The organism is Acidovorax sp. GW101-3H11, assembly GCF_001633105.1.
Taxonomy (GTDB): domain Bacteria; phylum Pseudomonadota; class Gammaproteobacteria; order Burkholderiales; family Burkholderiaceae_C; genus Acidovorax.
Genome location: NZ_LUKZ01000035.1, coordinates 64,165 through 85,480, shown reverse-complemented (window position 1 = coordinate 85,480; position 21,316 = coordinate 64,165). Strand labels below are relative to the sequence as shown.

Genomic DNA, 21,316 nt, shown 5'->3' with positions numbered 1-21,316 from the left:
TCGGTGGCTATGTGTGCCTCTCACTCGTACCCGCTCCTGCGGCGGCCCGATCCGCATCGACCTTGTGCGGCGCGCGCGAGCGCACTTGGTACCCCGCCGACAGCAGGTGCACATCCCAGCGCTGCTGCACTGCTCCCCAGATGCCTTTGGGCAAAAACAGCGCAAACAGCATGGCAATGGCGCCCAGGCCGATGAGGTAGAGCACGCCCTGCCCGCCCCACACGGTCTCTACCGCAAAGAAAAGCAGCGCGCCGAGGATGGGGCCTTCCATGGTGCCTATCCCCCCCACCAACACCATGAAGATCATGTAGGCCGTCCACTGCACGCTGAAATAGATCTTGGGCTGAAAGCTGATGGACGTGGCCAGCCACAGACCGCCGGCCAGTGCGCAGCCAAACGCCGACAGCACAAACACCAGCCGCTTGATGGCGACCACACGCACCCCAAGCGAAATGGCGGCGGTCTCGTTGTCGCGGATGGCCTGCGCGGCCGTGCCCACCTTGCTGCGCAGAAGCACGGCGTTGAGCCGTTCCATCAATTCCCAGGCCGAGCACTGGATGCGTGTCGGCATGCTGGCCGAGATGTACCCCGACCTGGACCACCGCGAGATTTGCCAGATGCTGGTGCGGGCCGAGCTGGCGGGTGGGCTGGATGTGGCACTGGCGGCGCGGGGTGAGCTGGACAGCAAGCCTGCTACCTCTGCAGCAGACGTTGCCCCCACCGCACGCACCAGAAAGCAGCCCCACTGATGGCGCGCGCTGACCGTGGGGTGCCGATCCGCTCGGCCGAAGAACTGGTGATGGCGCGGCGGGCGGCGCAGCTGGCCGCCGAGGTGCTGGCGATGATCGAGCCGCATGTGGTGCCGGGCGTGACCACCGATGCGCTGGACCGCCTGTGCCACGACCACATCGTGAACGTGCAGGGCGCGCGGCCTGCCAATGTGGGCTACCTGGGCTACCCCAAGACGGTGCTGACCTCGGTGAACCATGTCGTGTGCCACGGCATCCCATCGCCCCAGCAGATGCTGAAGAAGGGCGACATCGTGAACATTGATGTGGCGGTGGAAAAGGACGGCTGGTATGGCGATACCAGCCGCATGTTCTGCGTGGGCACGCCCAGCGTGCTGGCCCAGCGGCTGGTGCGCACCACGTACGAGGCGCTGTGCGCGGGCATCCGCACGGTGAAGCCGGGGGCCACGCTGGGCGATGTGGGCCACGCGATTGCCACCGTGGCGCAGCGCGAGAACTTCAGCGTGGTGCGCGAATACTGCGGCCACGGCATTGGCACCGTGTACCACGATGAGCCGCAGGTGCTGCACTACGGGCGGCGCGGCCAGGGGCTGCGGCTGGAGGCGGGCATGGTCTTCACCATCGAGCCCATGCTGAACGCAGGCCAGCACGAAACCAAGGAGCTGGCCGATGGCTGGACGGTGGTGACCAAGGACCGCTCACTCTCCGCCCAGTGGGAGCACATGGTGGCGGTGACAGACAGCGGCTATGAGGTGCTGACGGCGTGGCCGGGTGGCACGGGCGCGTATGCACCAGTGTGAGCGGCCTTTGAACCTCAAAATTTAGATGAAATAGGCCGCTACCGCGCGACTGTATTGGGTAGCCGGTATCAAAACCATAGCAAACCGCCTTACACACTCCGAGACGGCTACCAGGGCAGCTTGTCACCGCTGTAGGCGTAGAAGCACCCCGTTTCCTCCACCGGCAAACTATCCAGCACCCGCAGCATGTCGCCCGCCGCATCCGCCGCCGGGCGGCCAATTTCTGCACCATTGAACGGGGCCGACAGCGCCGAGTTGACGGTGCCCGGGTGCAGCGCCACCAGCACGGCCTGCGGGTGGGTGCGGGCCACTTCGATGGATGCCGTTTTGACCAGCATGTTGAGCGCCGCTTTGGATGCGCGGTAGCTGTACCAGCCACCCAGGCGGTTGTCGCCAATGCTGCCCACCTTGGCCGAGAGCACGGCGAGCAGGCCACGGCCCTGCTTGGGCAGCAGCGGTGCAAAGTGGGCCAGCACGAGAGCGGGGCCAAAGGTGTTGGTGCGGAAGGTGGCTTCCATCTGCGCGCAGATCAGCTGGCCCAGGCGCTTTTCAGGCATGCCGTGGGGGCCGTGCAGCAGGCCTGCGGCGTGGATGATGCAGTGCCACGGGCCCTGGGCCTTGAGCTGGTGGGCGGCGGCGGCAATGGTGGATTCGTCGTCCAGATCGACCGCCGGGTGGGTGTGGCGGCCCAGGCCCACGGCCAGGGCTCAGCGCGGGTCGGCCTGCAGGTGGGTGAGGAAGGCGCTGCCGATGGCACCGGTGGAGCCGATGACGAGGGCGCGGTAGCCCTCGGGTAAGGAATGCAGGGACTGCAGGGATGGGGTGGACATGGTCGAAACCTCTGGGTCAGTGTCTATCTGCAAACCACCACAGTTCGGGCTGAGCTTGTCGAAGCCAGGGCGCGGGGATAGCCTTCGACAGGCTCAGGCTGAACGGTTGGGAGGTGGCGGTGCGGCCCTTCGACAGGCTCAGGGTGAACGGAGGAACGAAGGCGGCGCGCATGGTGGGCAGTGGCTACAGCGCATCGATCCGCGTGCGCAAACTGGCCGCATGCTCACGCAGCGCATCCAGCTGCGGGCCCTGCATCTTTTGCAACTGGCGGTACACCATGCCGAGGCGGAAATTGCTCCCCAGCGTGCCTGCGTTGCGCGCAAAAAAGTCCCAGTACAGCGCGTTGTACGGGCAGGCACGCTCGCCCACCTTGAGCTTCTTGTCGTAGTGGCAGCCGCTGCAGTAGTCGCTCATGCGGTCGATGTAGGCGGCGCTACTCACATAGGGTTTGGTGGCCAGCAGGCCTCCGTCGGCAAACTGGCTCATGCCCACGGTGTTGGGCACTTCCACCCATTCAAAGGCGTCGATGTACACGCCCAGATACCAGCGGTGCACGGCGGCGGGGTCGAGCCCCGCCAACAGCGCAAAGTTGCCGATGACCATGAGTCGCTGGATGTGGTGGGCATACGCATGCTCCAGCGACTGGCCCACCGCGTGCTGCATGCAGCGCATGCGGGTTTGGCCCGTCCAGAACCATTCGGGCAGCGGTATGTTGTGGCCCAAAGCGTTACGCTCGTCGTAGCCAGGCATGTGGGCCCAGTAGATGCCGCGCACATATTCGCGCCAGCCGAGGATCTGACGGATGAAGCCTTCCACCGCTGGCAGGGGCGCGTTGCCTGCGTGGTAGGCGGCCTGGGCGCGTTGCACCACCTCGTGCGGGCGCAGCATTTTGGTGTTGAGCGCGAAGGACAGCAGGGAGTGAAAGAGCCTGCTGCTGCGCGTGCTCATGGCGTCTTCATACGCGCCAAAGTGCGGCAGCGTGGTGGTGATGAAGTGGTCGAGCCACGCCAGCGCCTCGGCCCGGTTCAACGGCCAGCGCAGCGCGCGGGCCTGGGGGTTGCCGAAGCTTTGCACGCCTGCGGCCTGGATGGTGGCCCACAGAGCGCTGTGGTCGTGCGTGGGGCGGGCGTCGGGCGGCAATGCGGGCGCGTCCTTGGTGTCTGGCCAGGGCTTGCGGTTGTCGTGGTCGTAGTTCCACTGGCCGCCTTCGGGCTCGCCAGCCTCGTCGATCAGCACGCTGTGGCGCTGGCGCATGCGGCGGTAGAAGTGCTCCATGAGCCACTGCTTGCGGCCCTTGAACACCTCGGCCATTTCGGTGCGGGTGGTGTAGAAGTGCTCGCTGCTGACAGCCTGCACCGTAAAGGTTTGCTGTGCACCCCAGGTGCGCAGTTGCTCATCCAGCCGCCACTCATCAGGGTGCTGGTATTGCAGCGTGTGCGCACCGTAGTGGGCCATGAGGGCGGCCAGGTTGTCAGGCATCGACTGGCGGTTGCTCGCGTCGTCGATGCCCACATAGCGCACGCGGTGCCCCGCCTCGCGCAGGTGGCGGGCCAGGTCGCGCATGGCGGCAAAGATGGCGAGGATTTTTTGCGCGTGGTGCAGCACGTAGTCGGTCTCTTGCCGCACTTCCATCAGCACATAGACCACGCCTTCGTCCTGCGCGGCGAACCACGAATGCTCGGGGTTAAGCTGGTCGCCCAGCAGCAGGCGCAGGGTGTGGGCACGCTGTGGGGTGGAGGGTTGTGGCGTGCTCATGCCGTGCCCCACATGCGGCGGTAGCTGCCGTCGGCATCGTGGTCTTGCGCCTGCTTGGTGGGGTTGAAGCGGCGGCCCCCGCGCGGGTCGGTGCCGCGCCCGGCGATGTAGAGCCAGTTGGCCTGGTTGCTGTACACGTCGTAGTCCACCAGTTGCGATTCGAACCACGCGGCGCCAGCGCGCCAGTCGCTGTGCAGGTCGTAGATGAGGTAACTGGCTACGACCTGGCGCAGGCGGTTGCTCAGATACCCGGTGGCAGCCAGCTCACGCATGGCGGCATCGACCAGCGGCTCGCCCGTCTCGCCCCGGCACCAGCGTTCAAAGCCGCGCGGGTTGTACGGGGCGGGCGGTAGTTCTGACAGGCCTCGCACCCGGTACAGCGCTGCGCCGTATTGCAGGTGCAGCAGCCGAAAGTAGTCGCGCCACAGCAGCTCAAACCACAGCCAGTAGGTGCCATCGTTCGCGCCGTGGTCGCGCTCAAAGGTTTTTAGATCGGCATAGATCTGGCGCGGCGAGAGTGCCCCCGTGGCCAGCCAGGGCGAGAACTTGCTGGAGTAGTCCAACCCCGTGAGTCCGTTGCGCGTGGCCTTGTAGCTGTGGGGCAGCTTGCGGGCCAGGTACTGCGCCAGATGGGCCAGCGCGGCAGCCTCGCTGCCATCACATGCAGGCGTTCCGTAGGGGAAGGACGAGCGCGCATCGCTGCCCTGGGGCGGTGCGGGTGGCTGGATGCTGGCAGCGCCCTGCTCTGCGCCCACGGCTTGCAGCACGGGCGCAGGCACTTGGGGCGGCGGCAGCAGTTTGGTGGGTGCGGGCAGTGGTGCAGCGGGGGTGATGCCTGCGCGCTCGACCTTCTGTCGGAAGCTGGTGAACACACCGGGCAGGTCAGAGGCAGGCCAGGGCATGTCGGCCGGGTGCAGCAGGCTGCTGTGCCATACGGTACGCACCTGCAGGCCTGCTGCGCGCAGGGCTGCGACCTCGGCCTGTTCGTAAGGGGCAGCAATGTCTTCGCACACCACGGTGGTGGCCCCCACAGCCTGGGCCAGTTGCGGCAAGGCGGTGGCAGGCGGGGCTTGGCAGATGAGCAGCGGGTTGCCCAATGCATTCGTCTGTTGATGAAGCCAGCGCAGCGCAGCGGCGGTGAAGGCGCGGCGGTGGGAGCCTACGCGGGCAAAGCCCCAGGGCGTGCGTTCATCGGGCGCGGGCAGGCACACCATGGGCAGCAGGTGTGTGGCCCCGCTGGTGAGCGCTGCGTGAAGCGCGGGCTGGTCGTGCAGGCGCAGATCGTTGCGAAACCAGAAGAGCACGGAGCTCATGCGGTGCCCTCCCCTGCCACGCCTTGCGAAGTGCCGCTGCGCTTGCGCTCGCTGCGGCAGCGGTCGGAGCAGTACTTCACCTCGTCCCACACCTTCTCCCACTTCTTGCGCCAGGTGAAGGGCAGGCCGCAGCGCTGGCAGGTCTTTTGCGGAAGGTCGGATTTTTTGCGCATACGCATGGCGGGCCTGTGAGTTGTTTATGCAGGCATCGACACCTGCTGCGCCAGCGCACGCCCGCTGAGCCACGCGCCTTCGACCTTGCCGCCGTGCAACCAGTCGCCACACAGGCCCAGGCGCATTTGCGCATCCCACCAGCTGCCCCGCGTGAGCGCGGGCTCGGTGTCGGCATAGCGCCATCGGTGGGCCGTGGCCGCAACGGGCGCAGGGCCCCCGAGAGCTGCAAAGGCGGCGAGCAGTTCGGCAGTAACGGCATCGGCACTGTCTTCGATATGGGCCTCACTCCACTCGGCGCTGGCGTGCAGCAGCCAGGTTTCTTGCCCCGTGCGGCCGGGTTTGCTGCTGTCGCGCGCCACCCAGCGCAGGGGGCCGGTGTTGATGAACGCGCCCTCCCACGGCAGGGCCACGGGGCTGGCGTAGCGCAGCATCACAGCCCAGCTGCCACGCATGCGTGCGCTGGCGGCCAAGGCGGCGCACGCAGGGGCCAGGGGCGCCAGCAAGGGCACGGCCTGCGGGGCAGGCACGGCCAGCAGCACGGCGCTGTAACGCGGGCTGTGCAGGCCATGTTCTGCCGAGGTGATGGCCCACCCACCTTCGGTGTGGTCCAGCCGCTGGACGGTGGTTTGCCACTGCGCCAGCGCAGGCGCGCCCAGGTGCTGCACCAGCCAGGCGGCGGGCGACGTCATGCGTGGGGTGCCCACAAACCGCTCCAGCGGGGTAGCCGGGGTGGTCCAGGCGTTGCCGTCAAAGCTGGCCAGCCGGGCATTCCACAACGCAGCCACGCCGGCCTGCTGCCAGCGGGCCACTTCGGCGCGAAAGGCCGGGTCGCGGGCGGTGAAATACTGCGCACCGTGGTCGCACTGCCAGGGGCCGTTGTCGTCTTCCGCGCGGCGGGTGCTCATGCGGCCCGACGGGCCTCGGCTTTTGTCGAACACATGCACCGTGTGGCCCGCCTGCAGCAGCGCCTGCGCGCACGACAAGCCTGCCAGGCCTGCGCCGATGATGGCGATGGTTTGTGGTGGCATAGCAAGGCTCATGGCTGTGGGTCGGTGCGTTGGTGGGTCACCCAGATCAGCGCCTGGGTGTCGATGCCCAGGGCCTGTGCGCGGGCAATGAGCTGTTCGCGCACACCCGGGGGCAGCTGCTTGGTGCGCGACAGGATCCAGCAGTAGCTGCGGTCCGGCCCCACCACCAGGGCCCATTGGTAGTCGGTATCCAGCGCGGCCACGTGGTAGCCGCCATAGAACGGGCCAAAGAACGACACCTTGAGCGAGGCGGTGTTGGCATCGCCCGTGAACAGGGCCTTGCCCTCGGCCTGGCGCCAGTCTTTTTTGCCGGTGTCAAAGCCCCGGTTGAGCACGCGCACGCTGCCGTCCGCCTGGCGCTGGTAGCTGGCGCTCACGTCCGTCATGCCACGCTCAAACGAATGGTCCAGCCGGGCCACCTCGTACCAGCGGCCCTCATAGCGGGCCAGGTCAAACGGGGTGACGGGCGTGATGCCCTCGGGCGGGCGGGTGGACGAGCAGCCGCTCAAGGCGAGCACCGCCACGGCCAGCCCGAGCCAGACCCAGCGGCGGAAGCAGGATAGGAAGAAGGGCATAAATTACCAATTGGTCACAAAACAAACCAATTGGTATTCTGCCACCACAAACGCTGTTGTGGCGAAAGCCCGGCGCGGGCGCTTGCCATGGCCCACCCGTAAACTCTGCCCATGACTTTTCAAATCACCGTTTACTCCAAATCCGCCTGCCCCCAATGCGATTCGGCCAAGAAGCTGCTGCAGTCGCGTTCGCTGCCTTTTGAGGAAATCAAGATCGACGACGAGGCCGAACGCCTGGCGTTCTATGCCAAGTGCGGGCCTTCGGTGCGGCAGATGCCGCAGATCTTCATCAACAACCAGCGCGTGGGCGGGCTGGCGGGGCTGCAGGCGGCGCTGGCGCAGATCGGCCAGTGACACCGGCTTTCGCCCCTGGCTGTTTGGCTATTGGTACTTCGCAGCGGTGATGAACTCGCTGAAGGTTTCGCACCACACGATCACGGTGTTGAACTTTGCGGGGTCCACACCCTGCGGCAGCGGGACGATGAAGTTGTTGAACGTCTTCACATCGCCCACACGCAGCATCTGGGGCTTGAGGCGCTTGAAGTCGGCCTCGGTCTCGACAAATTCGGGCGACAGGTAGAGCTTGTAGTCCGGCCCCGGGGCCAGCTTGCCCACCAGGCTGATGGCCTGCGGGCTGATGGACACGGCGCCTTCGCCCCAGTGCAGGGCGTCGCTGTCTTTCAGGTCACGGCGGAAGGTGGCGGTCCATTGCGCAGCGGGCTGGCTCGACTGGATTTGCTGCAGCGTGGGGGCGTCGGGCGCGATCAGGATCGGCAGTGCATACACGCCCAGCGCAAACCCGATGGCCAGGGTGACAAGGTGCGAGGCGATGAGCAGCAGGGGTTTCATGGCGATGGGTTGTTGAGCAGGCCTCTTTAAACTTGAAATATCCGTTCGGGTTGAGCTTGTCGAAACCTTGCGCGGCGCTTCGACAAGCTCAGCGTGAACGGTTCAAGTAGGTTCGTGCCGGATCAACAAGAACGTGTTTACGCTCTACACGGCGTGGCACCAATGTACTGCGCACCGCCCCTGCCTTCAACGCGCCGCGCTGCCAGTCCCTTCGTTCAGGATGCCCGGGCGAGAAACCCATCCACCAGCGCGTAGTGCTCCGGCACATTCAGCGCGGGCGCGTGGCCACAGCCGGGCACCTCCACCACCTGCGCCAGGCTGCGCGCACCGGGGCCCCGGGTCAGCATCTCGGCGGTGGTGTCGCGCAGCACCAGGTCAGACTCTTCGCCGCGCAGGCACAACACGGGGATGTCGAGCGCGTCATAGTGGTCCCAGATCAGGTAGTCGTTGGCGTGGTGGGTGAACTGCTGCACCATGGCCGGGTCGTAGTGCGGCGTCACACGGCCATCGGGCAGGCGGCGGGTGCTGCTCTCGGTCAGCAGGCGCCACTGGGCATCGCTGAGCCAGCCGTAGGGCGTGTACACCTGCCGGAAGAACGCCTCCAGCTCACGCACCGTGTCGAACGCGGGCGGGTGGCCTGCGTAGGCCTTGATGCGCTCCAGCGCGGCATCTGCCAGGCGCGGGGCGTTGTCGTTGAGCAGCAGACTCTGGATGCGGCCCTTGAGCTGCGGCTCGAACAGGCCCGACGCACACACGGTGCCGATGGCGCCGCCCATCGAGGTGCCCACCCAGTGCGCTTTCTCGATGTTCAACTGATCGAACAGGTCAGCCGCAATGCGCGCGTAGAACGACAGGCGGTATTCATCCTGCGGGGCGCGCGCCCACTGGCTCAGGCCCCGGCCCAGGGTGTCGGGGCAGATCACGCGATAGCGCGACGCGAGGTGGGCGGCCAGGGGGTCCATGTCGCGCCCCGTGCGCGCCAGGCCGTGCCATGCAATCACCACCGGGGCATCTGCCGCACCCCATTCCGTGTAATGGATTTCATAGCCAGCGCAGGTGGCGTAGCGTGATAACGGAGTCATGGTGGGCAACCTTGTGAGTCAGTGGAAGAGTGCAGGCTGCGGACAAAACAACCTGTGGATGGGTAGCGGCTCACAAAACTCAGCGAAGCGGTCCTGGCCAGGCGTCGCGTCGCGGACAGTACTGGAAGTACGGCAAGACGCGACAACGACGCCAGGAGAGTTTTTTGAGCCGCGTTCATTTCATGAGGCGGCCATTGCTGCCGATGACAGTGACCTCGACATACCGCGAGCCGATGCGGTTGGTGGGCGAATAGCCCAGCGTGATGCCGCCGAGGTCATAGCTTTGCAAGGACTCCAGCGCCTTGACGACCTTGGCGCGTGTGGGCACGGGGCCTGCGCGGCGCAGAGCCTCGACCAGCACTTTGGCACCCAGAAACTGCTCGAAGCTGGTGTAGTTGACCTCGGCCTCGGGCGCGTACTTCTTGAGCAGCGACTGGTATTCGCGCACCACCGGCAGCTGTGGCCGGTAGGGATACGGCACCACCTGGCTGATGCCCAGGCCGTGCGCGTTCTTAAGGCCCGCAAGCTTGACCAGCTCGGTCGGGTCCACCACCGAGATGTTGTAGAGCTGTGCGCCCCCGCCCTGCTCGCGGTAGCGCTGGATGAAGGCCGCTGCGGGCTTGTTCACCGCGATCATGATGACCGCGTGCACGTCGGACGCCTTGATGGCCTTGACGGCCTCATCCACCTTGTCGGTGTTGCGTTCGTAGCCAGCAGCCACCACCACCTTGAGGCTGCGCTTGGCCAAAGCCGCCTCCACGCCTGCCAGGCCCGCCTTGCCAAAACCGTCGTCCTGGTACATCACGGCCACGCGGTTCATGCCCAGCGTGGTGAGCTGCTGCACCATGTGCTCGGCCTCGTCGGCGTAGCCTGCGCGCACGTGGAAGATCCAGGGGTTGAACGGGTTGCGCAGCGATTCGCCCCCCGTGTAAGGCGCCACCAGCGCCGCACCGCCCTCTTGCAACACGCCGTCTGCTAGCAGTTGGGTGATGTTGGCCGTGCCCGCAAAGCCGTACAGCGCCACCACCTCGGGCTTGGCCAGCAGCTCGCGGGTCAGCTTCACGGTATCGGCGACCTTGTAGGCATCGTCCACCACCGACTGGCGAATGCTGGCGCCATGCACCCCGCCCTGGGCGTTCACCCAGTCAAAGTAGATCTTTCCGCCCAGCACCATCTGCGCGCCGGTGCTGGCCAGCACGCCAGTGAGCGGCGCCACCTGCCCCACCACAATTTCGGCAGCGTGCAGCGCGGGCGCGGTGGCCCCGCCCCACAGCACCGCCAGCGCTGCCGCCGCGCGGCGGCTCCATGTCTTGACCTTGTCCATGTCGGTTCATCCCCTGGTTGAGTGGCTTGCAGCCGCGACCACGGGCGGCGCAAGGGCAGACAGCCCCGGCGCGTGCCCGGCAGGCGGCGGTGACGGTGTGTCGTCTGGCAAAGCTCCTTGGGTCAGTCGGGGATGGCGATGGTGCCCGCCGTGATGGCAATGGCGTTGGCGGCAGCAGGCGTGGTGGCCAGCGGCGGCACGTTGGCGGCGGTGATGGCCGGGGCGCTGCCCGGTGTGCCACCGCGTGGCACGGTGCGCACCACCTGGCTGGCGGGCAGGGCCTTACCGCTGGCAAGGTGGTCGTACACGGCGTCGAGCGCGTGGTTCAGGTACACATGCAGCGGCACGTAGCGGCTGTCGTAGCCCGGCAGCACCGTGGGCAGGCCGATGAAGCTGTCGAAGTGCTGGGCGTTGGCCACTTCCACATAGCTGAGCTTGCTGGCGGAGCCTTCGACCTTCTTGTTCAGCGCGGCGTAGGGGCGCGAGGTGTGGCTCACGGGCAGCAGTGCATCCGCACGGCCATGCACGATCACGGCGGGCTTGCCGCGCAGGTTGCCGTTGCGGCGGGTTTCATCCACACCGGCCTGCAGCTTCTTGGCGGCGGCATCGTTGCCGGTGACCAGGTTGCGCAGGCACTGGGCACCGCTCAGGTTCCAGTCGGCGACACCGGCGTCCGACACCGACAGGAAGTCGCGCGCCGGGCCCAGCTTGCCGAGGTTGTTGACCAGGTTGATGCCGCCCGAGGGCGGCACGCCGTTGCCGGTGGCAAACATGCCGGGCAGTGCAGCGGCGGCCAGCGGGGTGACCCCGCCAGTGGCTGCCGTGGCGGCGTAGCTGAAGCCGCAGAGGTTGTCTTGCACGCTGGCGCGCGAGAGGCCGTTGGCAAAGGTCACGGCCACGGCGGGGGACACTTCAAACGCGGCCATGGAGGCATGCAGGTCGCTCGACTCGGGCTCCCAGCCATAGGCGCGCAGCTTTTGCAGGGCCTCTTCGGCCTGCGTGGCCGTGGTGCTGGCCGTGAGCAGCCCCGCTGCCTTGAGCGACGCGCAGCGGTTGGGCGCAATGGGCAGCGCGGTGCTGGCAAACCCGGCGGCAAACGCGGCCGCAAACGGGCTGGTGCTGACCGAGGGCGCCAGCGACGCGCAGGCCTGGTAGAGGTTGGCGTAGGTGGTGAAGTCCACCAGCGTCTTGCCGGTGACGGCCACGTCGGCGCTGCCACGGCGCACCGTGACGCCGGGGTTGGCGGGCATCTCGATGGCAGGCTCAGACACGGCCACGCCGCTGATCAGGCCCTGCGTGTCCAGCTCGGCCGCAGCTATGGCCGCGCCACCGCCGTTGGAGATGCTGGACGCAATCACGATGGTGTTGGCCGGGGTCAGCGTCTTGAGGCGCTGGCCCGCTGCGTCGGTGGCGCCGTAGCGCTGGTTGAGCACGTAATAGCCAAACTCCACGGCCTGCAGCGTGCTCGTGCCCCAATCCTTTTCAGAGTTCTGGCCCGAGTGCGCGTGCTTGAACGCAAAGCGGTTGGGCGTGGCGGTGTTGAAGGCGGCCAGCTCGGTGGCCGTGAGGCCCGCATTGAAGGCTGCGGCCTTGCCCGCTGCGGCGGCCGTGGTGCGTGTGCCGTCGATCAGCGGCACGGTGTCGTTCTGCAGATCGTGCGGCGCGCCGCCCGTGCCCTTGTCGGAGTACGCCACGGCGCAGCCCTTCTTGAGGCCCCACTCGCCCGTGGAGATGCCGCCATACACACCGCGCGAGCCCGAAGTGGTGGCGGTGATCATGCAGGGCTTCTTGGGGTCGAAGCTGGCAGGCACCTGCACCATGAGGGTGACGCTCTTGCGGCCCGTGCCGTCGTCGGCAAACGCGATGTATTCGGTGCCGGGCACCTTGCCCTCGCCCGTGGTGACCTTGCCCTGCGCATCCACATTGGGGCCGTAGAGCGTGCCGTAGCCGCCGGCAGCCGTCATGTCGAGCATGGCGCGGTAGTTGGTGTGGATGGCCGTGCGGCGCAGCTCGGCCGCCGTGGGCTTGAGGGGGTCGGCAAACGCGGGGGGCACGGCAGCGGCCAGACCCGTGGCGCCCAGGCCCGCCGTGAGCAGGTCATTGCTGCTGCCGTCGTAGGTGGTCTCGCTGATGGTGCCCAGGTAGCCGGGCTTGGTGTTGGGGGCGGCGCTGTCGCCGCTGCTGCCGCCGCAGGCAGCCAGCACCGCCGCAGTCAGCGCGGCGGGAACGAAAGGACGAAAACGCGGGTTCTTCATGCTCATCTTCATGTGCTTGTCTCCTGGAGTTTTTTCTTTGCGTCTTGTTGCACAGCTCATCCACACACCCGGGCCACGCCGGTCACCCGGCGCGGCCGGGGCCACTCACCCCGCCTTGCGCGCAGCTGCCGCGCGCAGGCGCCCCACCACACCGGTGGGGAAGTAATAGACCGAAAGAACGAAGAGCACGCCCAGCCACAGCAGCCAGCGGTCGGGCGACAGCAGGGCCGACAGCCAGGGCAGGCCCGAGGTGGCCTCGTGGCCCAGGCGCAGCAGATCCTGCAGGTAGCTTTGCGCCACCAGGAACAGCACCGCGCCGATGGCCGATCCGTAGATCGTGCCCATGCCGCCGATCACGACGATGAGCAGGCAGTCCATCATGATTTCGAAGCTCAGGGACGTGTCCGGCCCGTTGTAGCGCAGCCAGAGCGCGAGCATCGCACCCGCCATGGTGGCAAACAGCGCCGACAGCACGCTGGAGGTGGTGCGGTACACCACCACGCGGTAGCCAATGGCCTCGGCGCGGAACTCGTTCTCGCGGATGGCCTGCAGCACGCGGCCAAACGGCGAGTTGACGATGCGCAGCAGGGCCAGCACCAGCGCCACGGCGGTGACGAAGAGCAGGTAGTAGCAGATCAGCCGCCCGTCGATGCTCACGCCCAGGAAGGGCTCGTCAAACGGCTCGAAGCTGGGCGAGAGGATCTCGGGCACCTTGAAGGTCAGGCCGTCTTCGCCGCCGGTGATGTCCGACAGCTGCGAAGCCAGCGTCTGGAACGCCGCCGCCACGGCCAGCGTGATCATGGCAAAGAAGATGGCGCGCACGCGCAGCGAGAACAGGCCCACGGCCAGCGACAGCAGCAGCGACAGCAGCAGCGCGCCGCCAACGCCCACGCCCAGCGCCGTCCAGGTAGGGCCCAGGCGCGTGGTGGCCACCGCAATGCCATAGGCGCCAATGCCAAAGAACATGGTGTGCGCAAAGCTCACGATGCCGGTGTAACCCAGCAGCAGGTCGAAGCTGGCAACCAGCACCACAAAGATGAGCACCTTGGCCGCCACCGAGAGCGCCTTGACGCCGGGGAAGAGGAAGGGTGCAAACGCCAGCCCCAGCAGGAGGGTCACGAGGATGACCGCGAGCACCTTGCTGCGCGGGTAGTCGCCAGAGAGAAGTCGATTCAGCATGTTGTGGGACTCCTCATCAGCGGTTGGCAACCGGGTAGACGCCTTGCGGGCGCCACAGCAGGATCGCGACCATGAGGGTAATGTTGGAGAACAGCGCCACCTTGGGCACCAGGAAGCCGGTGTAGTTGGCCATCAGCCCCACCAGCAGCGCACCGATGAGCGCGCCGCCCGTGCTGCCCAGGCCGCCGATGATGATGACGATGAAGATCAGCACATTGACCTGCGCGCCCATCTGGGGCACCACACTTTGCTGGTACAGGCCCCACATCACGCCACCCAGGCCCGCCAGGGCCGATCCCACCACAAACACGCCAATGAACAGGCGGCGGATACGGTAGCCCAGGCTTTCGACCATCTCGCGGTCTTGCACACCAGCGCGGATGAGCAGGCCGACCTTGGTGCGCGACAGTGTCCAGGCCAGCACGCCGAACACCAGCAGCCCCACTGCCATGGCCAAGAGGCGGTATTTTTCGATAGCGGCATCGCCCACCAGCAGCGAGCCACGCATGCCTTCGGGCAGCGGCAGCGGGATCTGCTGCGGGCCCCAGATGACCTTGATGAATTCCTCACCAATGATCATCCCGCCCATGGTGATGAGGATCTGCTTGAGGTGCTGGCCGTACACGGGCCGCACGATGAAGCGCTCGAACGCCAGGCCCACGGCCCCGGCCACGGCCATGGCCACCAGCATGGCGGGCAGCACGGCCATCAGGTTGCGCCACAGGTCAGCGCTTTGTGTGTAGTCGCCCATGGCGCCCAGCACGCTGGTGGCCACAAAGGCACCCAGCGCAATGAACACGCCGTGGCCGAAGTTCAGCACGTCCATGAGGCCGAACACCAGCGTGAGGCCCGAGGCGATGATGAAGATGATCATGCCCATGGCCAGCCCCGCCACCGTGAGCGTGAGCCAGGTGCTGGGCGAGCCGATGAAGGGCAGCACCAGCAGCGCCAGCGCGGGCACCAGGGCCAGGGGTTTCCAGTCGAAGTCGCGGGCCATGCTCATGCCAGGCCTCCTTGTTGGGGGGTGGGGGGATGTGCCATCACTATGTTTTTGATAGCTATAACCGCTTGATGGACGCGCGCAGACGGCCTAAAAAGCTTGAAACCAAGGGTGAAACTCATAGCGCCAGCCCCAGCAGCGAGCGCTGCAGTTCCTCGTCCGCCGCCAGCGCGGCCATGCTGCCTGCATGCACCACCTGGCCGTTGTCCATCACGGCCACGGTGTCGCCCAGCCGCTTGGCAAAGTTGATGTTCTGCTCCACCAGCAAGATGGTCACGCCGCTCTTCTTGAGCTGGTCGAACGCATCGATCATGTTGTTGATGATGGCGGGCGCGAGGCCCTTGCTGGGCTCGTCCACGATGAGCAGATCGCGCGGCTCGACGATGGCGCGGCTCACGGCCACCATCTGCTTCTGGCCGCCGCTGAGCTTGCCTGCGGGGTGGTTCCAGAACTTCTCCACCGCCGGGAAGAGCTTGAAGATCCACTGCAGCCGCGCCTCATCCATCTGCGTGGCATTGCGCGCGCTGCGGGCGGCCAGCAGCATGTTTTCCTTCACCGTGAGGTCGGCAAAGATGCCCATGTTCTCGGGCACGTAGGCGATGTTCAGGCCCGCGATGGCGGGGGTGTTCATGGCCGTGATGTCCTTGCCACCGAAGTGGATGGAGCCCTGCGATGCATGCCACAGGCCCATGATGGTGCGCAGCGTGGTCGTCTTGCCCGCGCCGTTGCGGCCCAGCAGCATGGTGAGCTGGCCCTTGGGCACGGCCAGATCCACGCCGTGCAGGATGTGGTACGCACCGATGTGCGTGTGCACGCCCTTGAGTTCGAGCAGGTTGGGAGGGGTTGTGTTGCTGGTGCTCATGCGGCCTCCTTGGTCACACCCAGGTAGGCCTCTTGCACCACGGGCGATGCAATCACCTCGGCCGGTGGGCCGTCGGCCACCAGCGTGCCGTTGGTCAGCACGATGATGCGGTCGGCCAGCTCGCGCACCACATCCATCTTGTGCTCCACCAAGAGGATGATCTTGGTCTTGTCCTTCTTCAGCTCACGGATCAGGTTCAAGATCACGGGCGCCTCGTCGTGGCTCATGCCAGCGGTGGGCTCGTCGAACATGTAGACCTGTGGCTCCAGCGCCATAAGCAGCGCCACTTCGAGCTTGCGCTGGTCACCATGCGGCAGGCTGGCCACGGGGGTGTCGGCACGGTCGGTCATGGCCACGGCCTGCAAGATCACACGGGCACGCTGGGTGAGCGCGGTGTGGTCGCTCCAGATGCTCCACAGGTTCAGGCCCCGGCGGTGCTTGCCCTCTTGCGTGGCCTGCACGGCCAAGCGCACGTTTTCGAGCACGCTGAGGTTGGGGAACAGGTTGGTGAGCTGGAATGCCCGGCCCAGGCCCGCATGCGTGCGCGCCGAGACGGACAGACCCGTGAGGTCCTGCCCGCCCAGCGTGACGCTGCCACTGCTGGCCTTGAGTTGCCCGGAGATCAGGTTGAAGTACGTGGTCTTGCCCGCACCGTTGGGGCCCACGATGGCGGTCAGCGTGCCGGGCTCGAAAGAGCAGGTCACAGCATTGACCGCCACGTGGCCGCCGAAGCGGATGGTCAAGTCCTTGGTGGCCAAGGTGCTCATGGGTGGTGGTTCACTTTCACGGTCTGAGTCATTTCATTCAAAGAGCCCGGCAACCCTGCCCTGCGGCGGGGTGCCAAGGCCTTCACTGGGTTTCCATCGTCAACAGTCTCCGCAACTGGCACGGTCGAAGCCAGCGACCGCCGCGCAAGGGCCGCCCCGCCGCGCTGGCGGTGTCCCCCTTCCCGAATGGCGCAGCCATTCGAGAGAAGGGGGAAGACGCGAAGCGGCTCAGGGGGTTGTACATATTTCAGCAGGTGCCAATCACGTAGTAGTTGGTGCTGGTCTGCTTCAATGTGTTGGTCACAAACACGTTCCACAGGCCCATGTTCTGGTTGGAGCCCAGCGCATAGGTGTAGCCCCCGGCGGCATAGGCGCGCCCGGCCAGCGTGTGGGCATAGTTGCTGGCGGTGGTGCAGGTGGCGGTGCCGCCCGAGCCCGCCAGCGTGGTCCCCGAGGCGGCGGCCGATGTGGCGCCCTCGGCCCCGTTGGCATCGGCCGCGCGCACCGTCCAGCTGTAGGTGGTGGACGCGGCCAGGCCGGTGTCGGTGTAGCTGGTGGCCGTGACGGGCAGCGCGTTGACCTTGTTGGCGTTGCGGTACACGTTGTAGCTGGCGGCGCCGCTGACGGCAGCCCAGCCCACGGCCATGCTGCTGGCCGTGGCGCCCGAGGTGCTCACGCCCGTGGGGGCAGGCAGGGCCGCCGGGGGCGTGGTGCCACCCGTTCCGCTGGAGACGCGGTCCACCATGGCCTTGATGGCAGCCATCTGCGGGCCGGACTTCTTGGAGTAGTTGGCGCTGTCATAGCCCCACCAGTCCCAGCAGCTGTTGGTGGCGGCCAGGCTGGTCTGCGGGTACAGCATCACGATGTTGTTGCTGTCGGCCCAGCGGTTGTAGCCGGTGTTGCGCACGTACTGCTGCTGCACGTCGTTCACGTTCTGCTTGCAGCCATGCAGCACCACGTGCAGCTTGCAAGTGGCGCTGCCGCCCGCCTGGCAAGCCTGGGGCACATAGGCCCAGCCGGTGGTGGCCATGCCGTGGTTGGTGATGAATTCGCTCTGGTTGAACTCGATGTAGTTGCCGGTGGGCAGCGTGGCGTTGTTGCGAGCGTTCAACGTGCCGTACAGGTGCTGCAGCATGGCCCCAGCCAGGTCGAAGTTGCAGTCACTGATGTAGGGCGCACCCTTGGTAGAGCAGCCGTTGCCGTAGTCGTCCGTCACCATCGCGTGTTCGGCCGCGATGTCCTTCTTGTAGACCACGTTGGCGGTGGGCACGAAGCTGTTGTAGTAGGTGCGCAGCGCGTCCATGGCGCCGGTCTTGACCACGCTGTCGAGCGTGCCCGAGAACAGGTAGACCTTGGAGTTTTGCAGGTTGGCCACCGGGTCGATGGTGCCCTGGCTGGCCCAGGTGCTGGTGGTGCTGACCAGCGTGCTGGTGGGGATGCCCGCAGGGCTGGCCATGCAACGCCCGGTGGCGTTGACGACCGAGCCTTCAGCGCAATAGAACGGGCCGCCCGCGACCACGCCTGCGCCCTTGGCGAACGTGGCCGAGTAAGCCACGTGCAGCTGCACCGCCATGAAGCCGCCCGAGGACAGGCCCGATACCGTCGTCTGTGTCTTGTCGATCTTGAGTGCTGGCAAGTTGACGGCGGCCAGGGCGCCGCCCGTGCCACACAGTGCCATCGCAGCCCCTGCTGCAGCCGCCCGGATGAAATTGAAAGCCATGTTGTCTTGTCTCCAAATAATTTTTGAGAAAAACCGACCCAGCCCCCGTGTAATCCGGGGGTTCATGCATCAATTCACTGGAAAAAAAAGGGGCGGCCGCCCCTGCGGGATGGACCCCGAAGGAGCAGGACGGTGGTCCTGTCCGACGGGCCTCGCTAACCGCTTACCGCTTGTTGGTAATCGGGATATCCATTTCCTCGGGCTTGATCTCGCGGACCAGCTCGGGCACGCCCCAGGCGAAGGCGGGGTCGTTCTTGATCTTGAAGTGGAACATGCTCTGCATGGCCTGGTGGTCTTCCTTGCGGAAGGTCATCTTGCCTTTGGGCGTGTCAAAGCTCATGCCTTCCATGGTGCTGATGAGCTTGTTGGTATTGGTGTCGCCAGCGGTCTTGTTGAGCGCCGTCACGATGGCCATGGCGGCGGAGAAGCCACCAGCGGTGAAGAAGTCCGGCGGCGCCTTGAACTCCTTGTAGTGCTGGGCCACCATGGCATCGTTCACCGGATTCTTGGGAATGCCGAAGTAGTAATACAGCGCGCCTTCCATGCCGGGGAAACTCTTGTAGGCCACCATGGCGGGCAGGATGTTGCCGCCCGTGGCGAGCTTGATGCCGTAGCGTTTTTCCAGCTCCAGATCAGCGATCTTGGCGAACGGCGCCGGGGCGCCAGACCAGGCTACCGACAGGTACTTGTTGCCCGGCTGGTCCTTGAGCTTGTCAATGATGCGCTGCAAGCCGGCCGTGAAGTCGGTAGTGCCCACAGGCAGGTATTCCTCGTGGACGATCTTGGCCTTCTTGGTGAAACTCTTGGCGGCCTTCACACCGTCGCGGCCGAAGGCGTTGTCGTTGGCCAGCACGGCGATCACGTTGCCGGGCTGGTCCAGTGCGACGGCATTGGCTGCGGCGTCCTGGCTGGAGTTGCGGCCCGTACGGAAGATGTACTTGTTCCACTTGTCTCCGGTGATGCTGTCGGCCACGGCGGGCTCCACCAGCAGGATCTTCTTGTATTCCTCGGCCACGGGCAGCATAGCGAGCGCCACGGGCGAGGCTGTGGGACCGACGGCGATGTCCACCTTTTCATCGGCGTAGGCTGCGGCCAGCGCGGCCTTGCCCACGTCGGGCTTGCCCTGGTCGTCCTTCTCCAGCACGACCAGCTTGCGCCCGGCCACCGTCATGGTGCCGCCGGTGGCGTAGTTCAAGCCCATGTGAAAACCCACGATGGTCTGCTTTGCATAGGCTTCCAGCGGGCCCGTCTTGCTGGCGATGATGGCGATCTTGATGTCCTTGCCCTGGGCTTGCGCCAGGGGCGAGGCCAGTGCGGTAGCGGCCAGGGTGGCAAGGGCGATCAGTGAGCGACGGTGCATAGCGATGTCTCCTGTTGTGATGCCTGAACATTGCACAGTTTGTGCCAGCTCGCAAGCTGTTGATTTGTATGAAACTTCTGCTAACACCTCAGAAGCAGTGTCTGAAATTAATGCAGTTGATTTGACTGAATTTCGGACATCTGCCTGAAATTTATTCAGGGTTTTCCAGACGTCCATACAGCGTGGCGCGCGAGATGCCCAGTTGCCGCGCGGTGGCCAGCTTGTTGCCGCCATGGGCTTTCAGCGTGGCGGCAATGGCCTTGCGCTCCAGCTCGGCCACCTGTTCGGCCAGGGGACGCAGGTAGCGGCTTTCGTCTTCGGCGTCGGCGGCGTGGCCCGGGTCCTGCACCGGGGCGGGGGCGGCGGGCTCCACGCCCGCCTCGCGCAGGATGCGCTCCAGCTGCGCGGCGTCGATGGACTGGCCTTCGCCGCGCATCACCGCCTGCTCCAGCACATTGCGCAGCTCGCGGATGTTGCCGCGCCAGGGCTGGCCCGCCAGCAGGGCCATGGCGTCGGGCAGCAGCTCGGGCGGCGGCGTGCCGTTGCGCAGCGCCAGGTCTTCGCCCAGGGCTTCGACCAGCGCGGGGATGTCACCGCGCCGCACACGCAGCGGCGGCACGCGCACGGGCAGCACATGCAGGCGGTAGAACAAGTCCTCGCGGAACTTGCCTTCGCGCACCAGCGTGGCCAGGTCGCGCGAGGTGGCGGCCAGGATGCGCACGTTGAAGGGCACGAGCTTGTTGCTGCCCAGCGGCTCGATCTCGCCCTCTTGCAGCGCGCGCAGCAGCTTGGCCTGCAGGCTCTGCGGCATGTCGCCGATTTCGTCGAGGAACAGCGTGCCGCCATCGGCCAGCTTGAACTTGCCGTCGCGGCCCTTGCGGTCGGCGCCGGTGTAGGCGCCGGGAGCGACGCCAAAGAACTCGGCTTCGAGCAGCGTGTCAGGCACGGCGGCGATGTTCACGCTCACAAACGGGCCGCTGGCGCGGCTCGATGCGGCGTGAATCGCGTGGGCCAGCAGCTCTTTGCCGGTACCGGTTTCGCCCAGCAGCAGCACGGGGCTGGTGGACTGCGCCGCACGCCGCGCCTGGCGCTTGACTTCGGCCGCAGCGGGGCTCGATCCAATGAAGCTGGCAAAGGTGTACTTGGACCGCCGCTCGCCATCGCCCGCCACCGCCAGGCTGCGGCGGCGCTGGCTGGCCAACTCGCGCCGTGCGTCGTCCAGGTCGCGCTGCAGCAGCGCAAACTTGCTGATGAGGGGCTGGAGTGTGGTTTCGGGGTGGTCGAACAGCACGATGCCAATGGCGCCGATGACGCTGCCCGCATCGTCGCGCAGCGGGATGCGGCTGACCACAAAGGTGCCCGCCTTGTTGGTGAGCAGGTCGATCAGCACCGGGTTGCCCGTCTCCAGCACGCGGCGCATGCCGGTGTTGGGGATCACCTCCTCCACCATGCGTCCCAGGAACTGGTCCAGCGACGAGAAGCCCAGGTCGGGCAGAAAGCGCTGATAGCCCTCGTTCACCCAGACGATGCGCCCGCTCAGGTCCACCAGGAACATGCCCTGGCTGACGCTGGAGAACAGCTGGAACATGGAGCGTGCCGCCAGTTCGAGGATGCCCTGGGCATCCAGCGGCAGGGCGGGGGCGTCGTCAACAAGCAAGGGCATCTGCGGATGGTAGCGCGGCGCTGGCGGCCG

Annotated in this window: 23 protein-coding genes; 3 read left to right on the top strand and 20 right to left on the bottom strand. The window is 66.3% G+C overall.

Annotation, left to right across the window (positions count from 1 at the left end; all coding sequences use genetic code 11):
- Positions 1–7 precede the first annotated feature (7 nt).
- Positions 8–535 carry a branched-chain amino acid ABC transporter permease gene (locus A1D30_RS23700; protein WP_242422018.1) on the bottom strand — a complete coding sequence of 176 codons (528 nt, stop codon included), beginning with the start codon at positions 533–535 and terminating at the stop codon, positions 8–10.
- Here A1D30_RS23700 and A1D30_RS23695 point away from each other — a divergent pair.
- Both A1D30_RS23695 and map read left to right on the top strand, forming a co-directional pair.
- A complete protein-coding gene (locus A1D30_RS23695) occupies positions 477–749 on the top strand; it encodes a ParD-like family protein (RefSeq protein WP_063463181.1) in 273 nt (90 codons plus the stop codon). The two genes, A1D30_RS23700 and A1D30_RS23695, sit on opposite strands and share 59 nt — an antisense overlap.
- Entirely contained in the window at positions 749–1,549 is an 801-nt protein-coding gene (gene map / locus A1D30_RS23690; protein WP_063463180.1) for a type I methionyl aminopeptidase, read from the top strand. The genes A1D30_RS23695 and map overlap by 1 nt, the downstream gene beginning before the upstream one ends.
- A 107-nt stretch (positions 1,550–1,656) precedes the next feature.
- Here map and A1D30_RS23685 read toward each other — a convergent pair whose 3' ends face one another.
- Genes A1D30_RS23685 through A1D30_RS23660 form a run of 8 tightly spaced genes read right to left on the bottom strand, consistent with a single transcriptional unit; the run spans position 1,657 to position 7,225 of the window.
- On the bottom strand, positions 1,657–2,253 hold the full coding sequence (locus tag A1D30_RS23685; RefSeq protein ID WP_242422023.1) for an SDR family NAD(P)-dependent oxidoreductase: 597 nt from the start codon (positions 2,251–2,253) through the stop codon (positions 1,657–1,659).
- A gap of 3 nt (positions 2,254–2,256) precedes the next feature.
- Complete coding sequence (locus tag A1D30_RS26710) at positions 2,257–2,379, bottom strand: hypothetical protein (RefSeq protein ID WP_277922029.1); 123 nt, start codon at positions 2,377–2,379, stop codon at positions 2,257–2,259.
- A gap of 16 nt (positions 2,380–2,395) precedes the next feature.
- Positions 2,396–2,551, bottom strand: a complete 156-nt coding sequence (locus A1D30_RS25945) for a hypothetical protein (protein WP_157891356.1) — start codon at positions 2,549–2,551, stop codon at positions 2,396–2,398.
- A 12-nt stretch (positions 2,552–2,563) separates the two neighbouring features.
- Complete coding sequence (locus A1D30_RS23680) at positions 2,564–4,135, bottom strand: cryptochrome/photolyase family protein (protein ID WP_063463179.1); 1,572 nt, start codon at positions 4,133–4,135, stop codon at positions 2,564–2,566.
- A complete protein-coding gene (locus A1D30_RS23675) occupies positions 4,132–5,448 on the bottom strand; it encodes a DASH family cryptochrome (protein WP_063463178.1) in 1,317 nt (438 codons plus the stop codon). The genes A1D30_RS23680 and A1D30_RS23675 overlap by 4 nt, the downstream gene beginning before the upstream one ends.
- Positions 5,445–5,627, bottom strand: a complete 183-nt coding sequence (locus A1D30_RS23670; RefSeq protein ID WP_063463177.1) for a DUF2256 domain-containing protein — start codon at positions 5,625–5,627, stop codon at positions 5,445–5,447. Before A1D30_RS23670 ends, A1D30_RS23675 begins: the two co-directional genes overlap by 4 nt.
- A gap of 18 nt (positions 5,628–5,645) precedes the next feature.
- Positions 5,646–6,662: an FAD-dependent oxidoreductase gene (locus A1D30_RS23665; RefSeq protein WP_082836600.1), complete on the bottom strand. Its 1,017-nt coding sequence runs from the start codon at positions 6,660–6,662 to the stop codon at positions 5,646–5,648.
- Positions 6,659–7,225 carry a lipocalin family protein gene (locus A1D30_RS23660; protein WP_063463175.1) on the bottom strand — a complete coding sequence of 189 codons (567 nt, stop codon included), beginning with the start codon at positions 7,223–7,225 and terminating at the stop codon, positions 6,659–6,661. The genes A1D30_RS23665 and A1D30_RS23660 overlap by 4 nt, the downstream gene beginning before the upstream one ends.
- A 111-nt stretch (positions 7,226–7,336) precedes the next feature.
- Here A1D30_RS23660 and A1D30_RS23655 point away from each other — a divergent pair, with 111 nt between their 5' ends.
- Entirely contained in the window at positions 7,337–7,579 is a 243-nt protein-coding gene (locus A1D30_RS23655) for a glutaredoxin (RefSeq protein WP_055400446.1), read from the top strand.
- Between the two features lie 27 nt (positions 7,580–7,606).
- On the opposite strand, the gene A1D30_RS23650 is transcribed toward A1D30_RS23655, so the two are convergent.
- The 11 genes from A1D30_RS23650 to A1D30_RS23600 all read right to left on the bottom strand — a co-directional run bounded on the left by A1D30_RS23650 (position 7,607) and on the right by A1D30_RS23600 (position 21,286).
- Entirely contained in the window at positions 7,607–8,074 is a 468-nt protein-coding gene (locus tag A1D30_RS23650; RefSeq protein ID WP_063463174.1) for a DM13 domain-containing protein, read from the bottom strand.
- Between the two features lie 215 nt (positions 8,075–8,289).
- Positions 8,290–9,156, bottom strand: coding sequence for an alpha/beta hydrolase (locus A1D30_RS23645; RefSeq protein ID WP_063463173.1), 867 nt, complete (start codon positions 9,154–9,156; stop codon positions 8,290–8,292).
- Between the two features lie 175 nt (positions 9,157–9,331).
- Complete coding sequence (locus A1D30_RS23640; RefSeq protein ID WP_063463172.1) at positions 9,332–10,480, bottom strand: ABC transporter substrate-binding protein; 1,149 nt, start codon at positions 10,478–10,480, stop codon at positions 9,332–9,334.
- A 122-nt stretch (positions 10,481–10,602) separates the two neighbouring features.
- On the bottom strand, positions 10,603–12,747 hold the full coding sequence (locus A1D30_RS23635) for a D-(-)-3-hydroxybutyrate oligomer hydrolase (protein ID WP_109791021.1): 2,145 nt from the start codon (positions 12,745–12,747) through the stop codon (positions 10,603–10,605).
- Positions 12,748–12,840: 93 nt separating this feature from the next.
- On the bottom strand, positions 12,841–13,914 hold the full coding sequence (locus A1D30_RS23630; RefSeq protein WP_063463171.1) for a branched-chain amino acid ABC transporter permease: 1,074 nt from the start codon (positions 13,912–13,914) through the stop codon (positions 12,841–12,843).
- A 16-nt stretch (positions 13,915–13,930) separates the two neighbouring features.
- A complete protein-coding gene (locus tag A1D30_RS23625; protein WP_063463170.1) occupies positions 13,931–14,917 on the bottom strand; it encodes a branched-chain amino acid ABC transporter permease in 987 nt (328 codons plus the stop codon).
- 115 nt (positions 14,918–15,032) lie between these two features.
- Positions 15,033–15,776, bottom strand: coding sequence for an ABC transporter ATP-binding protein (locus A1D30_RS23620; protein WP_063463169.1), 744 nt, complete (start codon positions 15,774–15,776; stop codon positions 15,033–15,035).
- A complete protein-coding gene (locus A1D30_RS23615) occupies positions 15,773–16,543 on the bottom strand; it encodes an ABC transporter ATP-binding protein (RefSeq protein WP_063463168.1) in 771 nt (256 codons plus the stop codon). Before A1D30_RS23615 ends, A1D30_RS23620 begins: the two co-directional genes overlap by 4 nt.
- Positions 16,544–16,790: 247 nt before the next feature.
- Entirely contained in the window at positions 16,791–18,263 is a 1,473-nt protein-coding gene (locus A1D30_RS23610) for a PHB depolymerase family esterase (protein WP_063463167.1), read from the bottom strand.
- A 163-nt stretch (positions 18,264–18,426) separates the two neighbouring features.
- Positions 18,427–19,623: a substrate-binding domain-containing protein gene (locus tag A1D30_RS23605; RefSeq protein WP_063463166.1), complete on the bottom strand. Its 1,197-nt coding sequence runs from the start codon at positions 19,621–19,623 to the stop codon at positions 18,427–18,429.
- 151 nt (positions 19,624–19,774) lie between these two features.
- On the bottom strand, positions 19,775–21,286 hold the full coding sequence (locus A1D30_RS23600; protein WP_063463165.1) for a sigma 54-interacting transcriptional regulator: 1,512 nt from the start codon (positions 21,284–21,286) through the stop codon (positions 19,775–19,777).
- Between the last annotated feature and the right edge of the window lie 30 nt (positions 21,287–21,316).